The sequence below is a fragment of the Bradyrhizobium sp. SZCCHNRI1029 genome, from assembly GCF_032487555.1.
Taxonomy (GTDB): Bacteria; Pseudomonadota; Alphaproteobacteria; order Rhizobiales; family Xanthobacteraceae; genus Bradyrhizobium.
The window spans coordinates 104693-127039 of record NZ_JAUEUK010000014.1 but is presented as its reverse complement, the minus strand read 5'-3'; the positions used below and the strand labels follow the sequence as shown (position 1 = coordinate 127039).

Genomic DNA, 22347 nt, shown 5'->3' with positions numbered 1-22347 from the left:
AAGCAATGTCTGCTTTGTCCCTATAGCGACCGACTTCGTGCAGAAGCGCAATATGTCGCGATGGGTCGATCGCGACGGCTTTGCCCGATCTCTGGCAGGTCCGGTCTACTCCCTCAGAGCCTCCATGCAGGCCGTAGGCGGATTTCGTCGCGATGGGCCAAAAGCGGCCATCCCGACAACGTGCGCTATTGCACGTTCGGCACAGACCCCGCCGCCGTACCAAGACCGCCGTCGGCAGCAACTGATGACGGGTAGTTTTCCCTCGGGGAGTCGGCGTACGGAGACGATGCACATCTGATTCAGATGATCCTTAGTTGGTATTTACGATGACCGATCCGAAGGGCCGGAGCTGGCGTACCAGGGCTCGATGCGGACCACCCTCCGATTTCGCAGACACACATCTCTGAAAATGGATTATTTGAAATAAATGCGACTCATCGGAGGCCTTTCTCGCAGGGGTACCTTCTGTTATTTCCTGTCTTCCCGAAGTTACGGAAAGCTCCACCGATGAAATGGCCGCTCGCGGCTTCGGTCGCCCTCGTCGCGATGTTCGCCTTCGCGGATCAGGCCCTCGCCTGCCGTGTCGCGACGAATCAATCCATCTTCTTCGAAGAAGGACATCTCCCGGTCATCGAAGGCACCGTGGCGGTCGACATCGAAGTCATAGAAACCACGTCAGTATCCGGTCCAATTGCCGTTCGCGTATCACGAGTGGTGCGAGGGCAGCTCGCTTCCGGGCCGTTGTCACTCGTCGTCGAGGTCTCGTCTTGCGGAGGATACCCGCCAGCGGGATCCAAAGGCGTGGTGGTCGGCCGCGTTTCCAGACAATCCGACGGCAGCAACGTGATCGCGGCGTTGTGGAATTATCCCAACCGATCAAGGTTAACTTCAGAGACGCCGTCGTGTCCGATGCCGGCGCCGCAGGCGGACTCTGACGTGCTTGCCCTCGGGGGAAGCCGCTCGCGCGGAATTTCGCCGATCTCCACAGTCGGCCTCGACAGGACGACCATTGTTTCGAACGTCAGGATCGAGGGAGACCGTCCACTCTATCTCGTTCTCGGAAGCCGGGCACCGACGATATGGAGCCTCGATGGCAATGTGGGCCTGATCGATCGTGTGGTCGTCGCGTCGGACAAGAGTCTTGGCGCGATGTACACATCCGCTGTTTCGGGCATCCCGCCGGAGAAGGTCTCGTTCACGACGTGCCTTCCCATGGCGACGGGAGGACTCGAAGACGATGCGCTGAGGACGATGTTGCTGCAGGAAATCGGGCGCGCCAATCGGATCGTTCACAGCGACGATCTGACCGGGATCAGGATGCCGTCTTTCGAGCGTTTCGTTCCGGACGATGTGGAGAAGCCGGTCCGTCTCGACGAGACCAGCATCGTATCTGTCGGGCTGCTGGACCGATACGACATCCTGCCGGGCAAGGCCGGGCTCGATGCGCTCGCCGGGGACAGGGCCATCGAGGAGGACGTGGACGCGTCGCGCCGGCCGGCGTTGCGCGGCAACAAGGTCTACCGGATTCTGAAGCCGATCCATCGCTTGCCGGCCTTGAGCCAATACACGATCTATATCCTGCCGGCCGGCATGGATCCTCCGGTCAATGCGTCCGACTACTGCGTCTTCGACGGCCGAACCGGGTATCTGATCGACGCGTCGCTGGGTCATTGGGGCTGTAGCGTGCGCAACATTCTCACCGAGACCGGCAAGGATCCGACGGCGTCAGTCCTGTCGAAAGCCCCGCCCTGCCGACCAAGCTTCATATGTTCAGCATCGATACCGATGCCTGAGCTGCGCCCGACCGAAATCCCGTTGAGGCCGGAAGCCTATGTCAGGATCGAATATTTGAAACCAGACCGCGACATGCGGTCGATGCGCGGATTTCTGCAGTACGAACTGGAGTTCGCCTTCCACAGGATCACCGGCGCTCCGACCGATCGGAAATGGCCGCCGCCTCCGGACAATTCGCTCGACTACCATTTCGTGATGTTCGGAAGCGATGCGTTGCCTCCCGATAACGTCGTACCGCTTCGTGGCTTCGCTCGGGTGCCCTACGTGCTGCTCGCCGCCCCCAGGCTTCCGCCGCGGACGGTGGCGGATCTGGTTCGATACGCACGATCGAACAAGACGCTCATCAGGTACGTCGATAGCGGAGGGACGGCGACCAGGGTCATGGAGAACTTCCTGAACCATTTCGACATCCGGGGCGAGCGGATCCCGGCGTCGGGCGACGACGCCTACGCGGCCGTGATCACCGGTCGGGCGGACCTGATGATGTCGACCATTCTCCATGCGGCGGCAGTCACGAACACGGGACTCGTTCGAACGCTCGCGGTGACCGGAGCCGGCCGCAATGCGCGTCTTCCGAACGTCCCTGCCGTGGCGGAGTTCTTCCCCGACTATTCCGATGGGGATTGGTACGCCGTCGGCGCGAAGAAAAATGTCGGTGCCGACGAGTTTCTTGCCTTGGCCGACATGATGAAGACGGTCGATCATGATCCGGCCACCTCGGTCAAGTTCAGGGAACTTGGCGTCGACCTGTTCGATGTAGGTCCGGAGAACATCGTGAAACTCTTGAAGCGATAGACGATCGCGGCAGCGGCCTCAGCACGCTGACACTGGCGCGATTGCGCGCAGGCCACCGAGCCTTCCGGACGGAATAAGGAGCCCGCTTTGGGTCAAAAGCGGCCTTCCAGCCATGCGACGGCTTACTTTCGTTTGCCCTCCGAGAGCGGACATCGCCGGCGGTAACCGGAAGTTCAGAGATGGGCCAGTAGGCGACGTGAGTGCTCTCGTCTACAATGACGCAGGCGTCCGATCTGGTGGACCTTGGAGCTGGGCAATGAAGTCGCTGAGATGCCGATCACTACTGATTGCGGTCACCACGTTTGTGTTGATTTCGGGATGCGCGGCGGATGAACTCGTGGTTGTGCTCAGCAGTGCAAAAGCAGGTCACGATGAGCGAACAGGAAGGCCGATCCTGAACTTGATCTTCGCGGAGACGTCCAAGGAAACGCTGCGTATTCTTGGCAACAGCAATCTTGGTCAGCCGCTTGAGCTTCGTCTTGCGGGACGGACGCTTCTGACCCCGGTTATTCGAGAGCCCATGGGAGGCGGGACCTGGCAGATCAGTGATCGCGATTGGACGGATCAAGAAGTGATCGATCTGGCTAAACAACTCAACAATGCCCCGAAAGGGGAACTTGAAGTCCGGACGATGCAGCCACGGAAGTAGTCCGCTTCGGGTCAGAATGCGAAAATCCGACCTGAGCAATTCTGGTCCGTTGACCACCCCAGAGCGGACCTCAACGCGGCGGCTCGCCACTTCGCTGATGGGGAAGAGGCAGCCGTCGATGCACCCCACCCGGAAGGTCGGCTATGGGCGAATTACGGACGTGACCGAGCCGCCCAACCGTGCCGTGAATGGCCTGGAGCCTGCCGACTTGCGGCGCTGCATCAAGTCGGCAACTATCGCAGGTACACCGGCCGTGACGCTAGCTCGTTCGGGAAAGCAGCTCGTGACCCGAAGCAGAAATCGGCGGTTGGACAGATGGATCGCGCCTGAGGCATATGACCCAAATATCGGAAGGGGAGCGAATGATGGAACAGCGCTTTACGTTCGATCAGGTAGCGAGCGTATACAGGGCCTCACGCCCGGACTATCCAGAGGCGCTTATTGACGATGTTCTGTCGTACGCAGAGCTAAGGCCAACCGATAACATTCTCGAAGTCGGCTGCGGAACGGGTCAGGCGACAAAGGGCTTCGCGCCACGTGGCTTTCCTATCGTTGCCATTGATCCTGGACCAGAAATGGTGCGCGCTGCACGCGAGACTTTGGCGAATTTTGCTAACGTGAAATTGGGCGTGGCTACATTTGAAGCGTGGCCAGCTAACAACTCAGTGTTCCAGCTGATCATAGCCGCACAGTCGTGGCACTGGGTATCCCCGGAGGTTCGGTTCGTAAAGGCCGCACAATTGCTTTCGGCTCACGGATCACTAGCCGTCTTCGGGCATGTTCCTGTACGGCTGCCCACGCATTTACTCGAACAGTTTAAACAGATATCGCTGCGTCTCACGGGTCGGTGGGGGCCGCCGGCCGAAGCTTGGTACCTGCCGAATGGTCCATTCAAGGGCTGGTTTGACGAGTCACGATTGTTTGGACCCGTCGAGCATAATTGCTATCCATGGAAGTGGCAGCACACGGCATCGAGCTATACGAATTTTCTAGCAACCCGGTCAGATATTCGGATGCTCGCGCCAGCGACGCGCGAAGACCTGCTTGGTGAAGTCGAAAAAGTAATCGAACATCAAGGAGGCAACTTCGACATCGACTATGAAACCCACCTTTACATTGCCCGCCGTGCGAATCGTGACAAATAGGAGATCTTTGGTTTCGACCGCTTTCGCTTGTACTACCGACTCTGACCCATGCCAGACTATCTGACAGCAACGAGGTTAGGATTCTTGAATGTTCGACGCCTTGACCACTGTCGCGCTCACGACATGCGTTCCATCTAGTTCGCGCACGATCCGTTCATCCGTATGAACGACACCGAGATTGAACTCGCGATTTGAAGTAACGAGCGTCATTTTGCTTCCGACGATGACCAAGACTGCCACATCGTTCACTTCCCCAGCCTCTGCCCATTGGCCAATCTGAGTGCGATAGGGCTCCTTGCGCCAAGCGTTTGGGAACCCAGGGTCGCACCTAACCTCTAAGCCATCCTCTGAAGTTGTGAGGACGATCTTCGATTTGACCGGTTTCCACTGCGGCCCCAATCTATCGTCGACTAGCCACAGGCAATTGAAGTTCTGACACTCCGCTGGTCGTTCTATATAACGCTTACAGCCACTTCCAATTTTGCACTGCTGGCACCAAGACCCTGCGGGCTTCTCCAGCTCCTCGATTGCCATCACCTTGCAACAGAGGGTGCAATCTCCGCATTCTCTCGCAGAGTTCGATGCTGCGGCCATGACTCTATTCCGTCTGTTCTAACCAGAATGTCGAGCGGTAGCACGGCTGTTTCGCGGATGCGAAGGTCGGCTTATGGCCCTTGGCTGCCGACTTGCGGCACTGCGACAAGTCGGCAGTTATCTGGGATACACCGGCCATGGCGCGAACCCATTTCGGAAGGACAGCCCATGGCCCGGCATAGAAAGCTGTCAAGGCCGTGCCATGTCGGTTATTCGAGGTTGTACAGAAGAGATTTGCTCGGCATGAGAATCTCAGTCTTTGACCCGTTGCTGACATTGGCAGTTAGAGTGAAGCGGGTTCTTCCTATTCGACAGTCGCCGGAAGATATGCTCACCGCCGGCATCATACTTTCCATCGGCATTAGAGTATTGATTTTAGCATTTTTGGCTGCTACGGACTGCTCATTCGCGCGACTGGCGACATCGGATGGAGCACCATCGGGAAGCGCGGAAGAACAGCCGCTCGCCTGGGCAATTGGGAATTATCCCCAATCGAAACGCTTCTTTCGGAGCTGCCCATGCTGACATCGATTAAGATCTCCGGTCTTCAGACCTACGGCTACCACGGCCTCTTCGAGGAAGAGCGAGCACTCGGACAAAAGTTCAACTTCGACATTTTCGCGATGCTGCAGGAGGTGCGCTCCCACCTCAGCGATGATCTCGGTTCGTCTATCAGATATGACGCCGTCGTGGACGAGGTGGTTCGGAGTGCAGCATCAGGCAAGTTTCAGACGCTTGAAGCTCTCGGCGAGACGATCGCCACGAATCTACTGCGGCGCTTTATGGCGATGGAAAGCGTGACAGTTGCGGTCGCAAAATCGAGTCCACCGATTCCGCACTCGATAGAACAGGTCGGCGTTCAGGTGACCCTGAGCCGTGCTGAGCTTCTGCAGGGACTGAACGACATCGCTGGCGCCTGACACTCTCCCAGTCCGCCTCACCCGCCAAAAACGGAGATGAAAGGAGGAAAGGTCTTGGATTGGATCATTCGGCCGTTCCGAGCAGCGGACGCCTCGGGAGCTAGGCGGCTCATCGAAGCTGTGTGGCATGAACATTTTGACCAGCATGATGATCCTTTTGTCCGAAACTTCATCTACTCGCGCCTATCGGATGTCGACCATGCGGAAAAGTTTTACGGGGATCGCGCGATCTTCGTGTGTGCGATTGCCCGAGATGCTGTAGTCGGCACCGGTGCGATAAAGCGGGTTGACGATCAATCATGCGAAATGACGCGCATGTTCGTCGCGCCGAGCTATCGAGGTCGAGGGGTTGGACGCGCGATCGCGGGCGAGTTGATCGGGTTTGCACGGAGGACGGGCTACGATCTTATCAGGCTGTCGACCAATAACGCATTGGTGGCCTCGCATCGTCTGTACGAAACGCTTGGTTTTCAGCCTGTATTGCCCTGGGAGCCAGGCAGCGAGGCGCACTCGCGCCACTTTGTTCTCTGGCTATCAGGCCACAACTATTGCGACGTCTAGCTCGCGTCTGAAATAGGCTACTAAGCTGGCTCAAACTAAGCCCGCTCCTGGCGCAGAACGGGCCTGCGGTTTGGCGCTCGCAACGCCTGCTATTTGGGTGCAGCAGGACGCTGGTAACCGTGGAAGGACAAGGCCGCTTTTGAGCGGTTGCTGAGTTATCCTAACAGCTAGATGATCGACGAGCGGTTTGACTGGAGCAGTTATGAAAGCTTTCTGGGCGAGCACAGCCGCTGCGAACATTCTCTATCACGATCTTCCGGGCAGCGGATCGCCCGTGGTGTTTATCCACGGGCTGGGCTGCGCTTCTTCCTGCGACTATTTAGGTATGGTCTTCGGAACTGTTTTCACCGGTCGGCGTGCCATCTTGGTGGACTTATTAGGCTCAGGCTTCAGTGAGCGTCCTGTTGAATTTAGCTGCTCCGTTGATGCCCATGCACATTCTGTTGCTGAGCTTGTTCAATATGTTTGCCCTAGTTCGATATGCATTTTTGGCAATAGCATGGGTGGCGCCGTCGCCATCGCGCTGGCCACCATTCTCGGACCGCGGGTCGAAAAGCTCGTGCTGAGTGAACCCAATCTGGATCCAGGCGGCGGTCCCTTCAGTAGGAAAATTGCTGCGATACCGGAAGCTGAATACGTGGCATACGGCCATGACAGAATTGTCAAAGCGGCGGCGGCGGAGGGCAACGTCGTGTGGGCGGCTTCGATGGCCATCAGCGCAGCTTTCGCAATTCACCGTGGGGCTAGTTCGCTAACCGCCGGACGCGAGCCGACATGGCGCGAGCTGCTTTATGGACTGAAGATACCGAGAACCATTCTCTTCGGAGAACATTCCCTACTAGATACCGAGTTCGACCGGCTGCCGCGGCACGGCGTCAGCGTTGACATAGTTCCGGCTGCAGGACACTCAATGGCGTTGCAAAACCCAGCTGGGCTGGCAGCTGCTTTGGTTCGAGCGCTCGGCTGAAAGCGGCTATTTGCCCGTTGCGGCCCTTTTCGGCCACCTTGGAGAGCATGTCCGCTCTCGGTGCTTACCGGAATTAAGCGGTCTGACGGCCGGTAGGGCGCTTTTGGCCCGCTACGGACGTGCCGGCCGGTTCGCGCGAAGTTTGCTTCTGGCCCTTCTCGGGCCCGCCGGTCGGCGCGGGCGATGGCCGGTCACAGGACTCAACCGGAAGTTACCAGGGCAGAACCGTAAGGCGAGTTTTGGACCCGAAGCGGACCATTGCCACGACATGGCAATATGGTATCCCGATGCTGGTCAAGGGCCATTTTCAAGCCGGGGGTTACGCAGTGATCAACCGAAGATACTTCATGGGCGGGCTAACGCTCGTGGCGACCTCGCACCCTCTGTTCGCAGCACCTCCTGAGGAGCTTACAGCGATGAGTGTGGAGGGCTCCATCGCCTTGAAACGCTACAGTCCAGAGTCAACCGGAAAGCGGCCAGGAGTCGTAGTCCTGCATGGCGCGAGGGGCATTGAACTTAAGCCGCGTGCTTATGAGCGCTATGCTAATGCTTTGACTGCGGCAGGCATTGATGCCTACCTGATCCGCTACTACAGCCACGCAGACGAACAAGTGCTGGACAAGCTAAGCACACAGGAGGAGCGGGAAGCATATCGAACGGACCGGTTCGATATATGGGCCGACCGCGTATCTTCCGCTCTGACTGGCATCCTAGAAAGGCCTGATAGCTCTGGACGGGTCGGCCTGCTTGGGTTTTCACTCGGCGGTTACGTGGCTGCGGCAGCTGCGGCGCGAGACGACAGAGTCTCAGCTTTGGCCGTGCTCTACGGCGGGATGCCAAACAAAATGGTATCTCGCGTGAAGCGTCTGCCGCCTCTGCTCGAACTTCACGGCGACGCTGATCACAACGTTCCTCTTGCGCAAGGCGAGGCGTTGGTCAAACTCGCAAAATCGGTGGGAGCACAAGCCGAACAGGTCGTTTATCCAGGGAAAGATCATGGCTTCGACTTTTCGGATAACGATCCCGCGACAACCGACGCGATAGATCGAGTGGTTCGGTTCTTTCGATCCGACCTACAAACCGGGTAAGTCTCTCTACGTCGCGCTTGGTTGGTCTGCCTTTGGCCCATGGCTGCCGACTTGCGGCGCTGCGGCAAGTCGCCTGTTATCTGGGGTACACCGGCCATAGCGCCACTCCATTTCGGAGGACAGCCCATGGCCCGGCAGAGAAAGGCCGTCAAGGCCATGCCGTGTCGGTTATTCGAGGTTGTGCAGAAGAGATTTGCTCGGCATGAGAATTTCAGTCTTTGACCCTGAACGGGACGTCGCGAGCCGATTGCTGCATGCAGATCACTGAGGCAGCGCCACCCCGGCGATTTGCATGACGCCAAGCTGGTCGAACAACTCAATCTGCTCACCGTTCAGCACTGGAATGTAGCAACGACGTCTAGCAGCCGAGATCAAGATACAGAGCTTATCCTCCGCGACCGCCCATGTCCCCGTTGCGGGCCCAAAGGACTCGTCCCAGTGCGGATAAGTCATCCGGCCGTCGGGCTCGAATCGCATGGATAACGGACCATTCTTGAGCTTCGGACCGAAGCTGATCGTCTTGCCCTTGAATTTTGCGGCCAGGGTCTCACCTGTCGGTCTTTCGCCGGTTGCTGCGGTGAGCGAGGCATCGGGCCCCGGATCATAGCCATCGGCCTTCAGGATGAGCCAGAAGAGCCTGGCCATGTTGCGAAATGAAGGTTCGACGTACGGCGCATCGCGGTCGACACGATGCACCACGACAAGGTCGAGTGCGGGTACGACTAAGGCGTATTGGCCGCCGGCACCTTGGGCCATAAAGCTGCCCTCGGGCAAAGTCACCGTAGGCGCAACGTCACCGCCCAGAAAACCGATCCACCAGAGATAGCCATAGCCCATCCCGAACGCTGCTTTCGAATAGCTGCGCGTGCTCTCTTCCACCCACTCCCGCGGCACGATCTGGTGTCCGGCCCAATTGCCTTTGTGAAGATAGAGAAGTGCAAAACGCGCCAAGTCCCGTGCGCTCATGCGGATCTCATAGGCGGGGTGGATAGACGCTTCGCCGCGGACGTAGCTGCCATCCTGTGGCCGGTAGTCCTGCATGCCGATTGGCTTTGCGATCTTTTGGTCGAGCGCCTCGAAGAGGCCGGTGCCAGTTGCGTGCTCGTAGATCGTGCCAAGCGCGTTGAAGTCCCAATTGTTGTAATACCAGAAGGTGCCGGGCGGGTGACTGCCGCGCGGCGGTCTCATCTTGGCATTGTCCGGCGTCTCATAGAGCGCCGCGTGGTAGACCCCGGAACGCGCTTCGAGGAGTTCGCGCACCGTCGCGCCCTTCTCGACCCCGGTCAAGCCAGGCGGGTTATCGTCGATGCCAAGTTCGCCAAGCGTGCTGTCAAGGTTGATCTGGTGATCCGACACTGCGATGCCGATCAGGGCGCTGAGCATGCTCTTGCGGATTGAAGCGACTTCCATCGGCTTCGTCGTACTGCCCCACTCGGCCACGACCTTGCCGTGCTGAACGATCACAACTGCGCTCGAATGAATCTGATCCGAAAAGGATCGCGCTTGGGCCAATCCGGTTTCTGACCAACCCAATTCTGCAGGCGTGACGCGCTCCCACTCCGCTGCTGGGAAGCCATCTTCAGCTTGGGCATGCTCGAACCGAACCAAAGCGCCGAGCAGCACGACGGCGAAAACAATCTGGCGAATATGCATAGGATGATCCCACCCGTTGCGAGCTTGACTAGATTGCTAAACACTAATCATTAACAGAATTAAGCAGAACGCCTGTTGAAGTGTTTTCTTTGGATACCCGCCAACCATCCTCATAGCGACGTCTCTTGTTGGCCCATGGCTGCCGACCTTCGATGTCCGCGCTGACGGTCGCGACCAGAGGTAACCCGGACATAGTGATCCAGCCCGGTTCGATCGTGAATACCAGCAGCCCTCCACGTCCGTAATGGGCTGACAGCGTACGTGATTTGCCTGCCTCGGTGGCGTCCGTTCAGGGCGAATTCCGGACACGATGAGGCGTCCGATCAAGTCGCGAATTGACCCGGAGCAGTCATCCCGCTGCTAATAAGCCTCGACGGCGCCTCGTGCTCCCAAAATTACACGATGTTGGAGTGATGAAACTGCAGTGTTCAGTCCGCCGGGATGGAATTGAGTTTGACGTCGGCGAGCTTGGTGCCGCCGTTCATCTCCCAGGCGACCGTCGTGCCGCCGACGTTGCGTCAAACGATGCCGCTGTAGCCGTCGGCGTTGAAGTCTCCGGTGCCCCTTCCTTGATCCCTCCCCACCGACTGCTTGCGCTGGCGACAAGCGTATGCCACTGGCGTCACCATGTCTTCGCCCCCGCTCGCCATCACTCCGCCTACGCACCCGCTCATTGGGCGAGTCACGCCGCCCGGCAGCAAGTCGATCACGAATCGGGCATTGCTGCTGGCGGCCCTCGCCCGCGGCAGAAGCCGGCTCACCGGCGCGCTCAAGTCCAGGGACACGACCCTGATGGCGGCGGCGCTCCGGCAGATGGGGGTGTTGGTCGACGAGCCGGACGAAACCAGTTTCGTCGTCACCAGCGCGGGGTGCCTGAGGGCGCCGGACGAGCCGCTGATCCTGGGCAACGCCGGAACCGCCACGCGCTTTCTCACGGCGGCGGTGGCGCTCTGCAACGGGATAGTGACGATCGACGGCGACGAGGCGATGCGCAAGCGCCCGATCCGGCCGCTGGTGACGGCAATGCATTCTCTCGGTATCGCCGCCAGCGCTCCCACCGGCTGTCCGCCGGTGATGGTCGAAGGGCGCGGGCATTTCGGCTCGGGCCGCGTCGAGATCGACGGATCGCTGTCGAGCCAATACGTCTCGGCGCTGTTGATGGCCTCGCCGTATGGCGAAGGTCCGATCGATGTCGCCCTTACCGGCAAGGACCTCGATGCGCGCGGCTATGTCGACCTCACGGTCGCCGCGATGTCGGCGTTTGGGGCGAAGGTCGCGCCGGTCGATCGCACCTCATGGCGCATCGAGCCCACCGGCTACACCGCTACCGACTTCGTCATCGAGCCCGATGCCTCCGCCTCGACCTATCTCTGGGCCGCGGAGGCGCTGACCGATGGCCGCATCGACCTCGGCGTGCCGATGGAGGCCTTCACGCAACCCGATGCGCAGGCAGCGAAATTCATCAGGATGTTCCCGCGTCTTCCCGGCGTGATCGACGGCTCGCAGATGCAGGACGCCGTTCCAACGCTCGCAGTACTGGCCGCCTTCAACCACAGGCCGGTGCGCTTCACCGGTATCGCCAATCTGCGGGTAAAGGAGTGCGACCGCATCAGCGCGCTCGCGACCGAGCTATCGCGCATCCGCCCCGGCCTCGGCCGCGAAGAGGGCGACGACCTGATCGTCGCCTCCGATCCCAAGCTCGCCGACCAGACGCTGCCGACGCGCATCGAGACCTACGAAGACCACCGCATCGCGATGAGCTTTGCGCTCGCGGCGCTCAGGATCGGCGGGATCGTCATCCTCGACCCCGAGTGCGTGGGCAAGACCTATCCCGGCTATTGGGATGCGCTGCGCTCGCTCGGCGTGGAGATGCGGGCGGCCTAAGCCGCGACGATCGTCTCGTCCTTCAGACTCGCTCTCGGAGAGCACGCGGTTGCGGCCGGCGTGCTTGGCCGCGTAGAGGCAGCGATCGATGCGTTCGATCCTGCCGATGAGCGTCTGGTCCGGACGCTTTGACCTCCCCGGCGTCCGTCGTTGAGTCTTCGGAACTTTGTGCGATGCACGAGTCCGTTGTTGGCCAATCTCCGACCTTCCGGTCTACGCCTGGGATGTCCGTAATGGGCTGGAAGGGGACGCTGCTGACTTGATCGAAGATTCAGCTTCGGGTCAGATGTCGCCTTTCGGTCCTGCCATGCACTACTTCCGGTTGCCCCCCGGAGCGGACATCGCCCGTGCAGGCGACGGACAGCATGTCGGACGCCACGCCGCGGGATCGGCGATCCATCGGTTGATGTCGGATTCCCGCCAGCCTGCGCCGTTGACGCTGATCCTGAGTTGGGCTGGGAATGTGCCTTCGCCGATCTTGCGGTAGATGGTGGATCGGGACAGGCCGGTACGGGCAAGAACGGTTTTTAGGCGGACGATCCGATCTGGTTCGCGCATGGCTGCGCTGCCTCCCGCTGACTGCTCCTGATCTACACAGAGCAAGCAGTTGCGCGCGCGAAAGAGCGTTTTCACAGCGTCGTGCTGTGGCGTAGAGACGGCGGCAAATAGACCGGGTCAACGTTCGAGGCCCCTGTCTCTTCCAAAGCCGATGCCGTGAGCGAGGGCCAATTGCTGGCCGAGCCGGCCACCTGATTCGAAGGCGATGCCGAGGTCTTTCCTGCGGCTGGCGAGGACGGACTCCAGTTGTGGATCGCGTTCGAGGCCTTTGGCCATGTCACCCATCGCCGCGCGCGTCGCCCTATAGCCGGACCTGTCGCCGGCCTGGTACTGGCGCTGGCTGGTGTGGTCGAGTTTCTGCCAGCGCTCCACGAAGCGGTCGGCGCGGCGGCTCGGATCGATGCGCAGTTCGGTCTCGAGCTGGAGCGCGCGGATGGCGCGGTTGAGGCGTCCGCCGGCGGCCTCCCGGGCGAGCTCCGGGTTCTTCTTGTAGGCGGCCTCAGCGTCGTGGGAGCCATAGAGACGCACCTTTTCGAAGGCCTGGCGGGCGGTCTGCAACTCTTTGACCTGTTCGGGGCTCGATCTGCCGCTCGTCTCCAGCGCCGCGAAGATCGCATCCACGGCGCGAGCATGGCGCACCAGCGCTCGGGTCCGCACGCGACGGGCTTCCGCTTCGGGATCTTGCGCCACGGTCCTTGCCGACACTTCGGCTTCGCGCCGGTCGGCTGCCGTGCCGATGTTTTCTCTTTCGGGTGATCCCCGCTCGGGCCGTCGTCCGCCATCCCGGTCGGGCACCTCTCCAGGAACGCTAAGGCCGTCGAGCATGTCGCGCAGCTTCTCCGGTACGACCTTGCGCACGAACTCGACCACGCGCTCGCGGAACGTGATCCCACGCCGCTCGGCGTAGCTCTGGACCGGATCGGCAGCCTCGTAATCCGACGCCATATCCTTGGCACGGTCGCGCGACAGGACGCGGGTGAGCCGATCCTGGTTGGCAAAATCGTCACGGCCATAGTGCAGGTCCACACCATCGCGATGCCGCGACATGGCGACATAGCTGCTGTGGACGTCCATGCCGGGTGTCGCCAGCACATGGACGCGGTCCACCGTCATGCCCTGCGCCTTGTGGATCGTCGCGGCATAGCCATGGTCGATCCGGTTGTAATCCTTCAGGTCGAAGCGTACGGATCGGCCATCGTCCGTCCGCACGGTCATCGATTGCGCGCCGACCAGCTCAATGGTCCCGAGCGTGCCGTTCTTGACGCCAAGGCCGCGCTCGTTCTGCAGGAACATGACGCGATCCCCGCTGGCGAAGCTTCTCGCGCCGCGCTCGACCGTCACACGCACCTCGTTGCCGAGGTCGCCCGCAGCCCGCATCCGCTCGCGAGCTGCCTCGTTGAGAACTCGGACCTCATCATTGGTGTGGGTCAGGATGATCCGGCTCCGATCCGGCCATGCCTGCCGGTCCCGATCCCAGCGCTCGATCAGATCGCCGCGCGCATGCTCGCGGGTCGGCGCCTCATGCACCATGCCGCGGGAGCGGTAGGCCTCCAGCGCATGGCCCACTTCGCCGGTTCCCAGATCGCGCGTGGCGTCGCGCTGCCAGTCCTCGCGCTGGCGGCGCACGGTTCCGATCTCTGCCCCGCCGTGACGCTCATGGATGGATCGGAAGGCCGCACCCGCTTCGATCGCCTGCAGCTGTTGCGGATCGCCGACCAGCACGACCTTGGCGCCAGCCGCGGCCGCATGCGATAGCAAGCGCTCGAGCTGCCGGGTGCCCACCATCCCCGCCTCATCGATGACCAGTACATCGCTCGATTTGAGCAGATCACGGCCCTGTTCCCAGCCATGCTCCAGGCTGGCGATCGTACGAGAAGATATGCCCGATCCGCTTTCGAGGCTTTCCGCTGCGATGCCGGACAGTGCCGCGCCCCGGACCTCGTAGCCGGCTGCTTCCCAGGCCTCCCGAGCCACGCCCAGCATCGCGCTCTTTCCCGTCCCGGCATGGCCGACCACGAGGCTGAGACCGCTTCCATCCGTGACGTGCGCCAAGGCGTCTACCTGCTCGGATGACAGCGCCAGGCCGCGTGCTTCTGCACGCGCCAAAGCGCCATGGCGAGCCGCGTCGCGGACGTTATGGCGCTCACGGTCCGCTAGCAGCTCAGCAGCGCGATGCAGGCGCTGTTCTGCCTCGACCATTCCGCGGGTTGTGAACCGATCCTCGCCGCGGGCATCCTTGCCCAGCTCGACCAGATCGGGCGCGCCCTGAATCGCGCCCACCACCAGGTTGAACTGGTCGAGCCCGTCACTGTGCCGATGCGCGAACTTTGCGAGGTCACGGCGTGTGAAGGTCGATTGCTGCTGGGTGATCGCGTCCAGTCCAAGGGAGGGATCGGCGATGATCCTCCTGCCGTTGTTTCGTGCGATCTCGCGGTGCATCTCGGCCCGGTCAGCCTCAACGCCCTCACCTCCGACGCCCCGACCCTCAATGCGCTTGGCCGGTGCGCCGATCTGGCTTTGCGGCTCGAGCGCAATGCCCTGGGCTTCCAGGCTGCGGTGATCAATCCGCGCGTCGGTGTCGAGCTCGGCCAGCCGCTCGTTGGCGAGCTCCGCCCAACGTTTGCGCCAGCGCTCGACCATCTCCGTGCGATTCCACTCTCGCACCTTCTGGCCAAATCCGTTCTCGTCGACAGCGCGCATCGTCAGCATGACATGGGCGTGAGGCTTGGGCATCCCGTCCTCACCCTTGTCCCAATGCACGTTGAGATCAGCAACCATACCCACACCGACGAACTCGCCGCGAACGAAGTCCCGAGCCAGCTCGATGCCCTGCGCCTCGCTCAGCTCGCGCGGAAGGGCGAATTCGACTTCGCGGGCCAGCTGGGCATCTTTCCGGACTTCGAACGCTTCGACAGAATTCCAAAGCCGCTCCCGATCGCGCCAGGCTTCCGGCGCATTCTCTGGCAGCATCACCTCGGAATGGACGACACCACGCTTCCCGGCAAAATCCTGATCACGGCCGAGCCGCTCGTCCCGCAGCCGCGAGGCCGAGCGGTAGGCCGCCGATGCTACCGCGCTGCTCCCGGCCTTGCGGCCAATGACCTTGACATGAAGATGATAGATCGCCATCGCGATCAGATCACTGGCACAGCGAAGAGTACGTCGGAACGACGTATAAGCGCGCCCTCCCTCGAAAAAATCTCGGGAGGGACCAGCCCGTCCCGGCCAGTCCCGGCGACCTTACAGCATTGTGCCGGGCGCTCGGCTATCATTTCTCTATCAACGCGGATGGAAACGACGATGCGCAAGCCTAGGGACTTTGATGCTGAACTGAAGGCACTTGGGGACAAGGCGCGTGGCCTTAAGAGCCGCAAAGTGCAACAGCTCGGCGAACTGGTGATCGCTACCGGAGCCGACGCGCTAAGTGCCGATGAATTAGCGGGAGCACTGATCGTGCTGGCCGAGACAGAAGAGGCCGGAAAGAAGGAGGCATGGGCCAGGCGCGGGACCGCGTTCTTTCAAGGACGAGCGCGGCGAAATGCGCCAGCAACTGACCGCGACGTGGACGGCCCTCCGGCGCAACCGGGTGGCTCTCAACCGGCATCAGTCCGCAAGGGCGCGGCATGACATGCGCACGTGGCAGGTCGAGCGCCGCAAGCGCACGCGGCATCTCATCGAACTCGGTGGGCTCATCGTCAAAGCCGGTATCGCGGACCTAACTGGCGATGATCGCGCCACTATCCTTGGCGCGTTGCTTTGGATGGCTGCCAAGCTCAAGAGCGATCAAGGCGAACGGGCACGAGCGCTGTGGGCCGCGAAGGGGAAGCAGGCGCTCGAGGCGGACACTGCAACACACAAGGGGATAGATCGAACTGTCTCAGCAGTTCGTCGTTGATGCACAACAATTGCAAACTACCGCCAGATGGCTCGCCATCCGCGGTCGGTCCTGAACCACATCTGGTCGGCGGTCTCCTCGTCGCTTTGAACGCTCCACCCTTCGACAAGGAAGATAACGGGGCGCGTCCCAGCAGCGGGGGAACCGACGGCCGAGCCAGCAAATCCCGGATGAGCGCTACCACCGCAACCACGGCGCAGGCAATGAAAGTTCCGCGGTCAACGATCATGTGACGGCTCCTTGCCGCTCTAAGTAACCTCGTGCCAACGGCGATGATTTAAAGGCAGAGCTGCCACGGTTGATGTCTGTAAATGTGAAGGGTTTCGGATGCCGGCCGCATGATTGACGGCGCGGCACATTCGGGCGGCCGGCGTCCGAAAGCCTCCAAGGGAGGAAACCGCGCATGATGGGCAGGACTGGCGCGGCAGGCTCTATGGGGATTTGAGCGCTGCAGGTGAGCTGGCCGATTGAGTTTGAGCCGGTGCAGCGCGCGACGCGGCGGCGGTGCAGTCGCTGAACGGGTGGTGCACGGCGCCGGTCTCGACGTGTCGTCTGCGGATTGACGAGGACAGAGGAACGTTGGGGCGGACGCCGCCGTGACCGGTCGATGAGCGGCAGGCACTGCGAGCAACTTTGCACAATGGCGGGTGCGCGGTCATGAGGTATCGATCCTGATGGCGCCGGTTGGTGCGGTCGGTTGGTGACGCGGCGTTGCGCCTCGCTCAAAGACCTTGATGACGATCATGCGGCCGCCGCAGCATGGACAGGGCGACTTGGCCATGTCGACGATGGTCTCGGCCGGCTTATCCTCACGATCCCTGACGGCGAGCAGTTCGCGCGCGCGTGCGACGTTGTCGGCGCAGGCGCCCCGCGCCAGCAGGCCGTAGTGGCGGATGCGGTGGAGGCCCTTCGGCAGCACGTGGATGAGGAAGCGGCGGATGAACTCGTCTGTCGCGAGCGTCATCCGCTTTTGACGGTCGCGGCCGTCGACCCGGTAATCCTTCCACCGGAAGGTGACGCCGTGCCGGTCGAAGGCGATCAGGCGGCTGTTGGAGATGGCGACGCGGTGGGTATAGCGCGACAGATAGGCCAGCACGGCCTGTGGCCCGCCAAACGGACGCTTGACATGGACGACCCATTCCGTCTTGCGCGACGCTGCAAGCCATGCGGCGAACGATTGTGCTCCGGCGAGATGAGCGTCGTTGCCGAAGAAGCTCAGGCGCCCGGCCTGGTGGAGGGCGGCAAGACGCTCCAGGAACAGCCGCCGGAACAGGCGTGAGAGCACGCGCACCGGCAGGAAGAACCCCGGCCGGCAGGAAACCCAGCTCCGGCCATCGGGCGCGATCCCGCCGCCCGGCACGATCATGTGCACATGCGGGTGATGGGTCATGGCCGAGCCCCAGGTGTGCAGCACAGACATGATGCCGATCCTGGCGCCGAGATGCTTCGGGTCCGAGGCGATCGTCAGCATGGTCTCGGCCGAGGCCTTGAACAGCAGATCGTAGACGGCGGCCCGGTTGTGGTAGGCGATGTCGGCGATCCGGGCCGGCAGCGTAAACACGACGTGATAATACGGCACCGGCAGCAGCTCAGCCTCGGGGTCGGCGAGCCACTGCTTCGCCGCGGCGCCCTGGCACTTCGGACGGTGCCGGTTGCGGCAGGAGTTGTAGGCGATGGACGTGTAGGCGCAGTCCTCGCAGCGCGCGACATGGCCGCCGAGGGCTGTTCTGGACGGAGCGGCTTAGCGCATGAAGCGCTGCACCGGAATTCTGTGCTCGTCCATGCCCGCGGATCGACGGCGCCTTGTTTGTGTATCAATGGTGGGCCGGTTTGCACTCACCAGATAGCCACAAGCGTTTTGTTTGATAAGATGCACGACATGCGCCCCTCCGAAGCTCTCTTCTGGTTGAAGCTTTGGCATCGCGAAAAGTCGTGGCAACGCGGCTTGCAAGATGAACGGGAGGCCAAGCTGGGATGTAACAGCGACGACGGGCACCCGAGTTCAGGATACAGATCTTATCCTCCGCGACCGTCATGTCCCGGCTGCAGGTCCAAGGGACTCTTTCCAGTGCGGATAGGTCATCCGGCCGTTGAGCTCGAATCGCATTGTGAACGGACCATCCGTGAGCTTGGGACCGAAGCTGATCGTCTCGCCCTGCAATTTTGCAGCCAGGATCTCACCTGTGGGTCGTTCGCCGAGCGCTGCCGTGAGCGAGGCTCAGGCCCCGGATCATAGCCCGCGGCCTTCAGGATCAGCGAGAAGAGCCTGGGCATGGCGTCAGCGTCAGTTGTGGATACGCGGGCCAACTGCGGCGCGCCTCCAAAGGCGGTTTCGCTCCGCCGCACGCAGCAGTTCTTATCTTCCTCGCTCAGCCCCCCCGTTGACCTGAACGATCTGGCCCGTGATATGTCCGGCTTCGCGCGAGGCCAACCATCCGATCGTGCTGGCGATATCAGAGGGCAGACCCGCTCGCCTATTCATCGTCTGACCGATCAGCATTTCTCGGCGCTCAGGCGATAAGCGATCGCCGAAGAACTCAGTCTCCGCAATATAGCCGGGTGCGACCACATTCACCGTGATGCCCTTTGGTCCGAGTTCCGCGCCGAGATCATAACAATACGGGTGCAAGGCCGCCTTGGCGGCGCCGTAACAGCCGTTGCCCGACCCTCGATATGCCGCAATAGAGCTGATAAGAATGATCCGTCCGCCCGGCGCACTGAGGTGCCTGCGTAAGCCTTCGATGAGGAGGACGGCACTCAACACATTAGATGCGAAGTTTTCGGTCCAGCGCCTCGCAATACCCGAGAGGTCTGGGCCGTATGAACCGGGCGGTGACGTCAGCACAACATTCCCGCCGGCCGCCGCCACCAGAACGCGTATTTCCTTATGCCTGTGTGTGATTTCGTCGCAGACGCGCTGTACTTGGTCTGCCTGGGTGAGATCAACGGCAATCGGGAGAACCGGAACGCCTCCGCTCCGATTCAGGTGTTCAGCCGCTTTCTCCAACCGATCTGCGCGACGCCCAAGAACGACTACGTGAGCGCTCTGTTGATGGAAGTGCTTGGCGACCGCAAGGCCAATCCCGCTTGCACCACCGCTTACGACAACTGCATCCGTCATCGATCTTCCTTTCGCTCCTGGGACTCAAGTAGTTTCTCGTCGATCTGATCGGTTCAAGATGGATTCCATCTGAGATCGCCTCTTACCCGTTCCAAGTCGGCGGCTATAGCAATAAGCTGCGTTTCTCGGTGTGGGCGGCCAAGCATTTGAATGGCCAGGGGAGCACCACTTACTTCGCTTCGTTTTATCGGCATGGTGATTGCAGGAAGTCCAGCGAAACTCGCGATTGGCGTGTAGCCCAATCGTTGTTCGTAGTCGGGTTGGTCTGAGGCTGGGATGGTCGATTTGGGCATCACAGCGTCCCTCAGGCTGCGAGGCGGTGTCGGGTGAAGAGGTAGCAACCAAATCTCGGCAGACTCCGCGTCGAACCGCGACTCGATATCTTTGCGGCACGCTGCAAGTCTGTCGAGTATTCGGCCATAGGATTGATCATCGATGCGAGCTCCGATTTCCAGCGCAGCCTGCGTCGATTCCGACAATTCAGTTTTCATCCATTTCTGCCACAGGCGGTAACCATCCCAAGCCTCGCGAGCACAGAGTTGCCATGCCGCTTCGCGCTGCGCCCAGAGATCGTCCAATCGCACCGATCGAATGTGGTGCCCGGCGTCCTCGAGTAGACGGCATGCAAGATGCAACGCGTCCCGCATTTCAGGATGACAACAACCTCCATCAAAAGCGTTCTCAACAACCGAGACTTGGCAGCGGCCTAAAGGCGCAATCGCTGATCTCTCTTGACCGCCGAGGCGCAACAGTTGCCATAAGAAGAAAAGATCCTCAGCGCTGCGTGTGACCCAGCCCAGTGCGTCCATCTGAGGAGACAGAGGGAAGATACCATGAAGGTCGGCTCTGTCGCAGGTCGTGCGTAGACCGACAGCGCCACAATTTCCCGCTGGCCAGCGGATGGATCCAAGCACATCCGTCCCGAGGGATATGTCGCAAATGTTGGCTGTCACAGACACGGCCGATCCGGTACTCGAGCCGGCGGGAGCAACGTCCGGCACGTAGGGATTGACACAGCCGGAGCCAACACCGAGGTTAAGCTCAGTCGTGACAACCTTGGCGACTATCTCTGCGAACTCTGTATCTATCGCTCGAACGGCAGCGGCACTGCTGTCCGGATAGTGCCGATGATGCCGCAGACCAAGACGCGTGGGAAAGCCAACGACGTTGATCGTGTCCTTCACTCCAATGCGTATAGCCCGTGCGTTCGATCCTAACTCTTTCCGATGTGCGCAGGCTCGATAGCGAGTATCTGCCCATGTGCTCCAGATGCCGCACTCAGACCTCCAACGGTCAGCATCAAGGCTTCCATCCTGCCTCGCTTCGACGCGTGCCTCCAGCGACATGCGGAGCGTTTCCGGAAGGGGCGACGTAGCCGATTGGTCCTCCAATTTGCATGCGCGGAAGAACGATGTGACCTTGTCTGTAACCGCTATCATTGCTCTCGCCTCCTCCTTCGTGGAGCGACGGCCACTCAAGCACACCAACTCACCCGGGTGACCTACCAGATTTAGTGGGTCGCGGGAGTGGCGGTGCAAAATTCGAAAATGGCTCGTCGATGGTTCTAGGGCAACTCGGGATGTGCACTTGGCAGCAACGATAAGTCCGGAACGTCCAGATCAGGCTCTTGAGGTCCCTGTTGCGCGACCCGCCGCAAGATAGAAATATAGCTCGCAGTGGCCGGCGACGCGTCCGGTTCGGACCGCCAGGTCATTAGGAGATCATAGTTGATAGGTGTTCCACATCCGGTCAGTTGACGCACGGCCACGCCCGGCCGGATCTCCGATCGAAGTGACATAGGAATGACCGAAATCCCAAGCCCGCCAGCGACCAAGCCTATCGCGGTCTGGAAGTCAGGTACGCAATGACTCACGTAAGGGTGGAAGCCCGTCTGAGCGCAAGCTGCAACAATGCTGCCATAAAGCCCTGGCCCCTCGGTCGGTGGGAATAAAATCCAGTTCTCGTGCGCGAGGTCGACAAGCGACACCGTTGTCACAGAAGGGCTCGCGAAGCGATGGTTGTCGGGAACTATTGCAACCATTTGGCTGGAAAATAGCAATTCCGTGGAAAGCCGGTCGGCTGTGAGCACGGGGCCAGCAACGATCGCGATGTCCACCTGCCGCGTATGCAGCATCTTCATCTGTTGTGCGGTTGTTGCCTTGACAAGGACGAGCTCCATCTTCGGATGCTCGGCACGCAATTGCCGCAACGACCGAGGAACAAGGTTGTATGCTCCGCCCATCCCAACGAACGAAATCCGTAGAGGCCCCTCGATGGGCTGCTCTGCGCTTCGTACGCGCGACATGGCTCGATCAGCTTGTGCAACAGTCAATTTTGCTTCACGGAGAAATACTTTCCCGGCCGTGGTCAGACCAAAAACGCGGGTACCACGATCAATCAATGTCTGCCCCAGCTCGGCCTCTAAAGCCTTGATTGCCGCCGTCAAAGGCGGCTGCGCAATATTGAGGCGCTTAGCCGCCCGACTGAAGCTCAATTCTTCCGCAACTACGATGAATTGCCGGAAACGTCGCAACTGAGGCATGTCATACCTGTTTTAGAAGACGCCCTATATTTCATTCGTATTGGACGCGTTGAAGTTCAACTGATACTACCATACTACCGTTAGATGCAAAAGGATGTTGCGTGATGGATGTGTGTTGGACCGTTCCCAATCGTCTGTTGAGCTACCTCCGCACTCTTCCGAACTTGGCTGAGGCGTACAC

At 60.7% G+C, this 22347-nt stretch carries 16 protein-coding genes, 1 pseudogene and 1 riboswitch; of the genes and pseudogenes, 10 read left to right on the top strand and 7 right to left on the bottom strand.

Annotated features, from left to right (window positions below):
• Positions 1 to 507 precede the first annotated feature (507 nt).
• The 7 genes from QW861_RS30505 to QW861_RS30475 all read left to right on the top strand — a co-directional run bounded on the left by QW861_RS30505 (position 508) and on the right by QW861_RS30475 (position 8513).
• Positions 508 to 2589: a tripartite tricarboxylate transporter substrate-binding protein gene (locus QW861_RS30505; protein WP_316173170.1), complete on the top strand. Its 2082-nt coding sequence runs from the start codon at positions 508 to 510 to the stop codon at positions 2587 to 2589.
• 256 nt (positions 2590 to 2845) lie between these two features.
• Positions 2846 to 3238 carry a SecDF P1 head subdomain-containing protein gene (locus tag QW861_RS30500; protein WP_316173171.1) on the top strand — a complete coding sequence of 131 codons (393 nt, stop codon included), beginning with the start codon at positions 2846 to 2848 and terminating at the stop codon, positions 3236 to 3238.
• 365 nt (positions 3239 to 3603) lie between these two features.
• Positions 3604 to 4383: a class I SAM-dependent methyltransferase gene (locus QW861_RS30495; protein WP_316173172.1), complete on the top strand. Its 780-nt coding sequence runs from the start codon at positions 3604 to 3606 to the stop codon at positions 4381 to 4383.
• Between the two features lie 994 nt (positions 4384 to 5377).
• Positions 5378 to 5457, top strand: a riboswitch (ZMP/ZTP riboswitch).
• A 38-nt stretch (positions 5458 to 5495) separates the two neighbouring features.
• Positions 5496 to 5897: a dihydroneopterin aldolase gene (gene folB / locus QW861_RS30490; protein WP_316173173.1), complete on the top strand. Its 402-nt coding sequence runs from the start codon at positions 5496 to 5498 to the stop codon at positions 5895 to 5897.
• Between the two features lie 54 nt (positions 5898 to 5951).
• Positions 5952 to 6458: a GNAT family N-acetyltransferase gene (locus QW861_RS30485; RefSeq protein WP_316173174.1), complete on the top strand. Its 507-nt coding sequence runs from the start codon at positions 5952 to 5954 to the stop codon at positions 6456 to 6458.
• Between the two features lie 202 nt (positions 6459 to 6660).
• Entirely contained in the window at positions 6661 to 7425 is a 765-nt protein-coding gene (locus QW861_RS30480; RefSeq protein WP_316173175.1) for an alpha/beta hydrolase, read from the top strand.
• 287 nt (positions 7426 to 7712) lie between these two features.
• A complete protein-coding gene (locus tag QW861_RS30475; protein ID WP_316173176.1) occupies positions 7713 to 8513 on the top strand; it encodes a dienelactone hydrolase family protein in 801 nt (266 codons plus the stop codon).
• 261 nt (positions 8514 to 8774) lie between these two features.
• Here QW861_RS30475 and QW861_RS30470 read toward each other — a convergent pair whose 3' ends face one another.
• Positions 8775 to 10166, bottom strand: a complete 1392-nt coding sequence (locus QW861_RS30470; RefSeq protein ID WP_316167925.1) for a serine hydrolase — start codon at positions 10164 to 10166, stop codon at positions 8775 to 8777.
• Between the two features lie 627 nt (positions 10167 to 10793).
• On the opposite strand from QW861_RS30470, the gene QW861_RS30465 reads away from it, so the two are divergent.
• Positions 10794 to 12050 carry a 3-phosphoshikimate 1-carboxyvinyltransferase gene (locus QW861_RS30465; RefSeq protein WP_316173177.1) on the top strand — a complete coding sequence of 419 codons (1257 nt, stop codon included), beginning with the start codon at positions 10794 to 10796 and terminating at the stop codon, positions 12048 to 12050.
• A 312-nt stretch (positions 12051 to 12362) separates the two neighbouring features.
• Here the strand turns inward: QW861_RS30465 and QW861_RS30460 are convergent, their stop codons facing one another.
• Entirely contained in the window at positions 12363 to 12608 is a 246-nt protein-coding gene (locus QW861_RS30460) for a helix-turn-helix transcriptional regulator (RefSeq protein WP_316193874.1), read from the bottom strand.
• Positions 12609 to 12725: 117 nt separating this feature from the next.
• The gene (traA, locus tag QW861_RS30455; protein WP_316193873.1) at positions 12726 to 15737 is read right to left on the bottom strand and encodes a Ti-type conjugative transfer relaxase TraA; all 3012 of its coding nucleotides are present in this window, start codon (positions 15735 to 15737) and stop codon (positions 12726 to 12728) included.
• A gap of 171 nt (positions 15738 to 15908) precedes the next feature.
• Between traA and QW861_RS30450 the strand changes: the two genes are divergently transcribed.
• Positions 15909 to 16235: a conjugal transfer protein TraD gene (locus QW861_RS30450; RefSeq protein WP_315718660.1), complete on the top strand. Its 327-nt coding sequence runs from the start codon at positions 15909 to 15911 to the stop codon at positions 16233 to 16235.
• Between the two features lies 1 nt (position 16236).
• Complete coding sequence (locus QW861_RS30445) at positions 16237 to 16503, top strand: conjugal transfer protein TraD (protein WP_315718659.1); 267 nt, start codon at positions 16237 to 16239, stop codon at positions 16501 to 16503.
• A 655-nt stretch (positions 16504 to 17158) separates the two neighbouring features.
• Here QW861_RS30445 and QW861_RS30440 read toward each other — a convergent pair.
• The 4 genes and pseudogenes from QW861_RS30440 to QW861_RS30425 form a co-directional block, all read right to left on the bottom strand.
• A pseudogene (locus QW861_RS30440) lies at positions 17159 to 18226 on the bottom strand (IS91 family transposase); the annotation flags it as partial.
• A gap of 633 nt (positions 18227 to 18859) precedes the next feature.
• Positions 18860 to 19624: an SDR family oxidoreductase gene (locus tag QW861_RS30435; RefSeq protein WP_315718623.1), complete on the bottom strand. Its 765-nt coding sequence runs from the start codon at positions 19622 to 19624 to the stop codon at positions 18860 to 18862.
• Positions 19625 to 19677: 53 nt separating this feature from the next.
• Positions 19678 to 20808, bottom strand: a complete 1131-nt coding sequence (locus QW861_RS30430) for an amidase (RefSeq protein ID WP_316172821.1) — start codon at positions 20806 to 20808, stop codon at positions 19678 to 19680.
• A 380-nt stretch (positions 20809 to 21188) separates the two neighbouring features.
• A complete protein-coding gene (locus tag QW861_RS30425; RefSeq protein ID WP_315718621.1) occupies positions 21189 to 22166 on the bottom strand; it encodes a LysR family transcriptional regulator in 978 nt (325 codons plus the stop codon).
• Positions 22167 to 22347 lie beyond the last annotated feature (181 nt).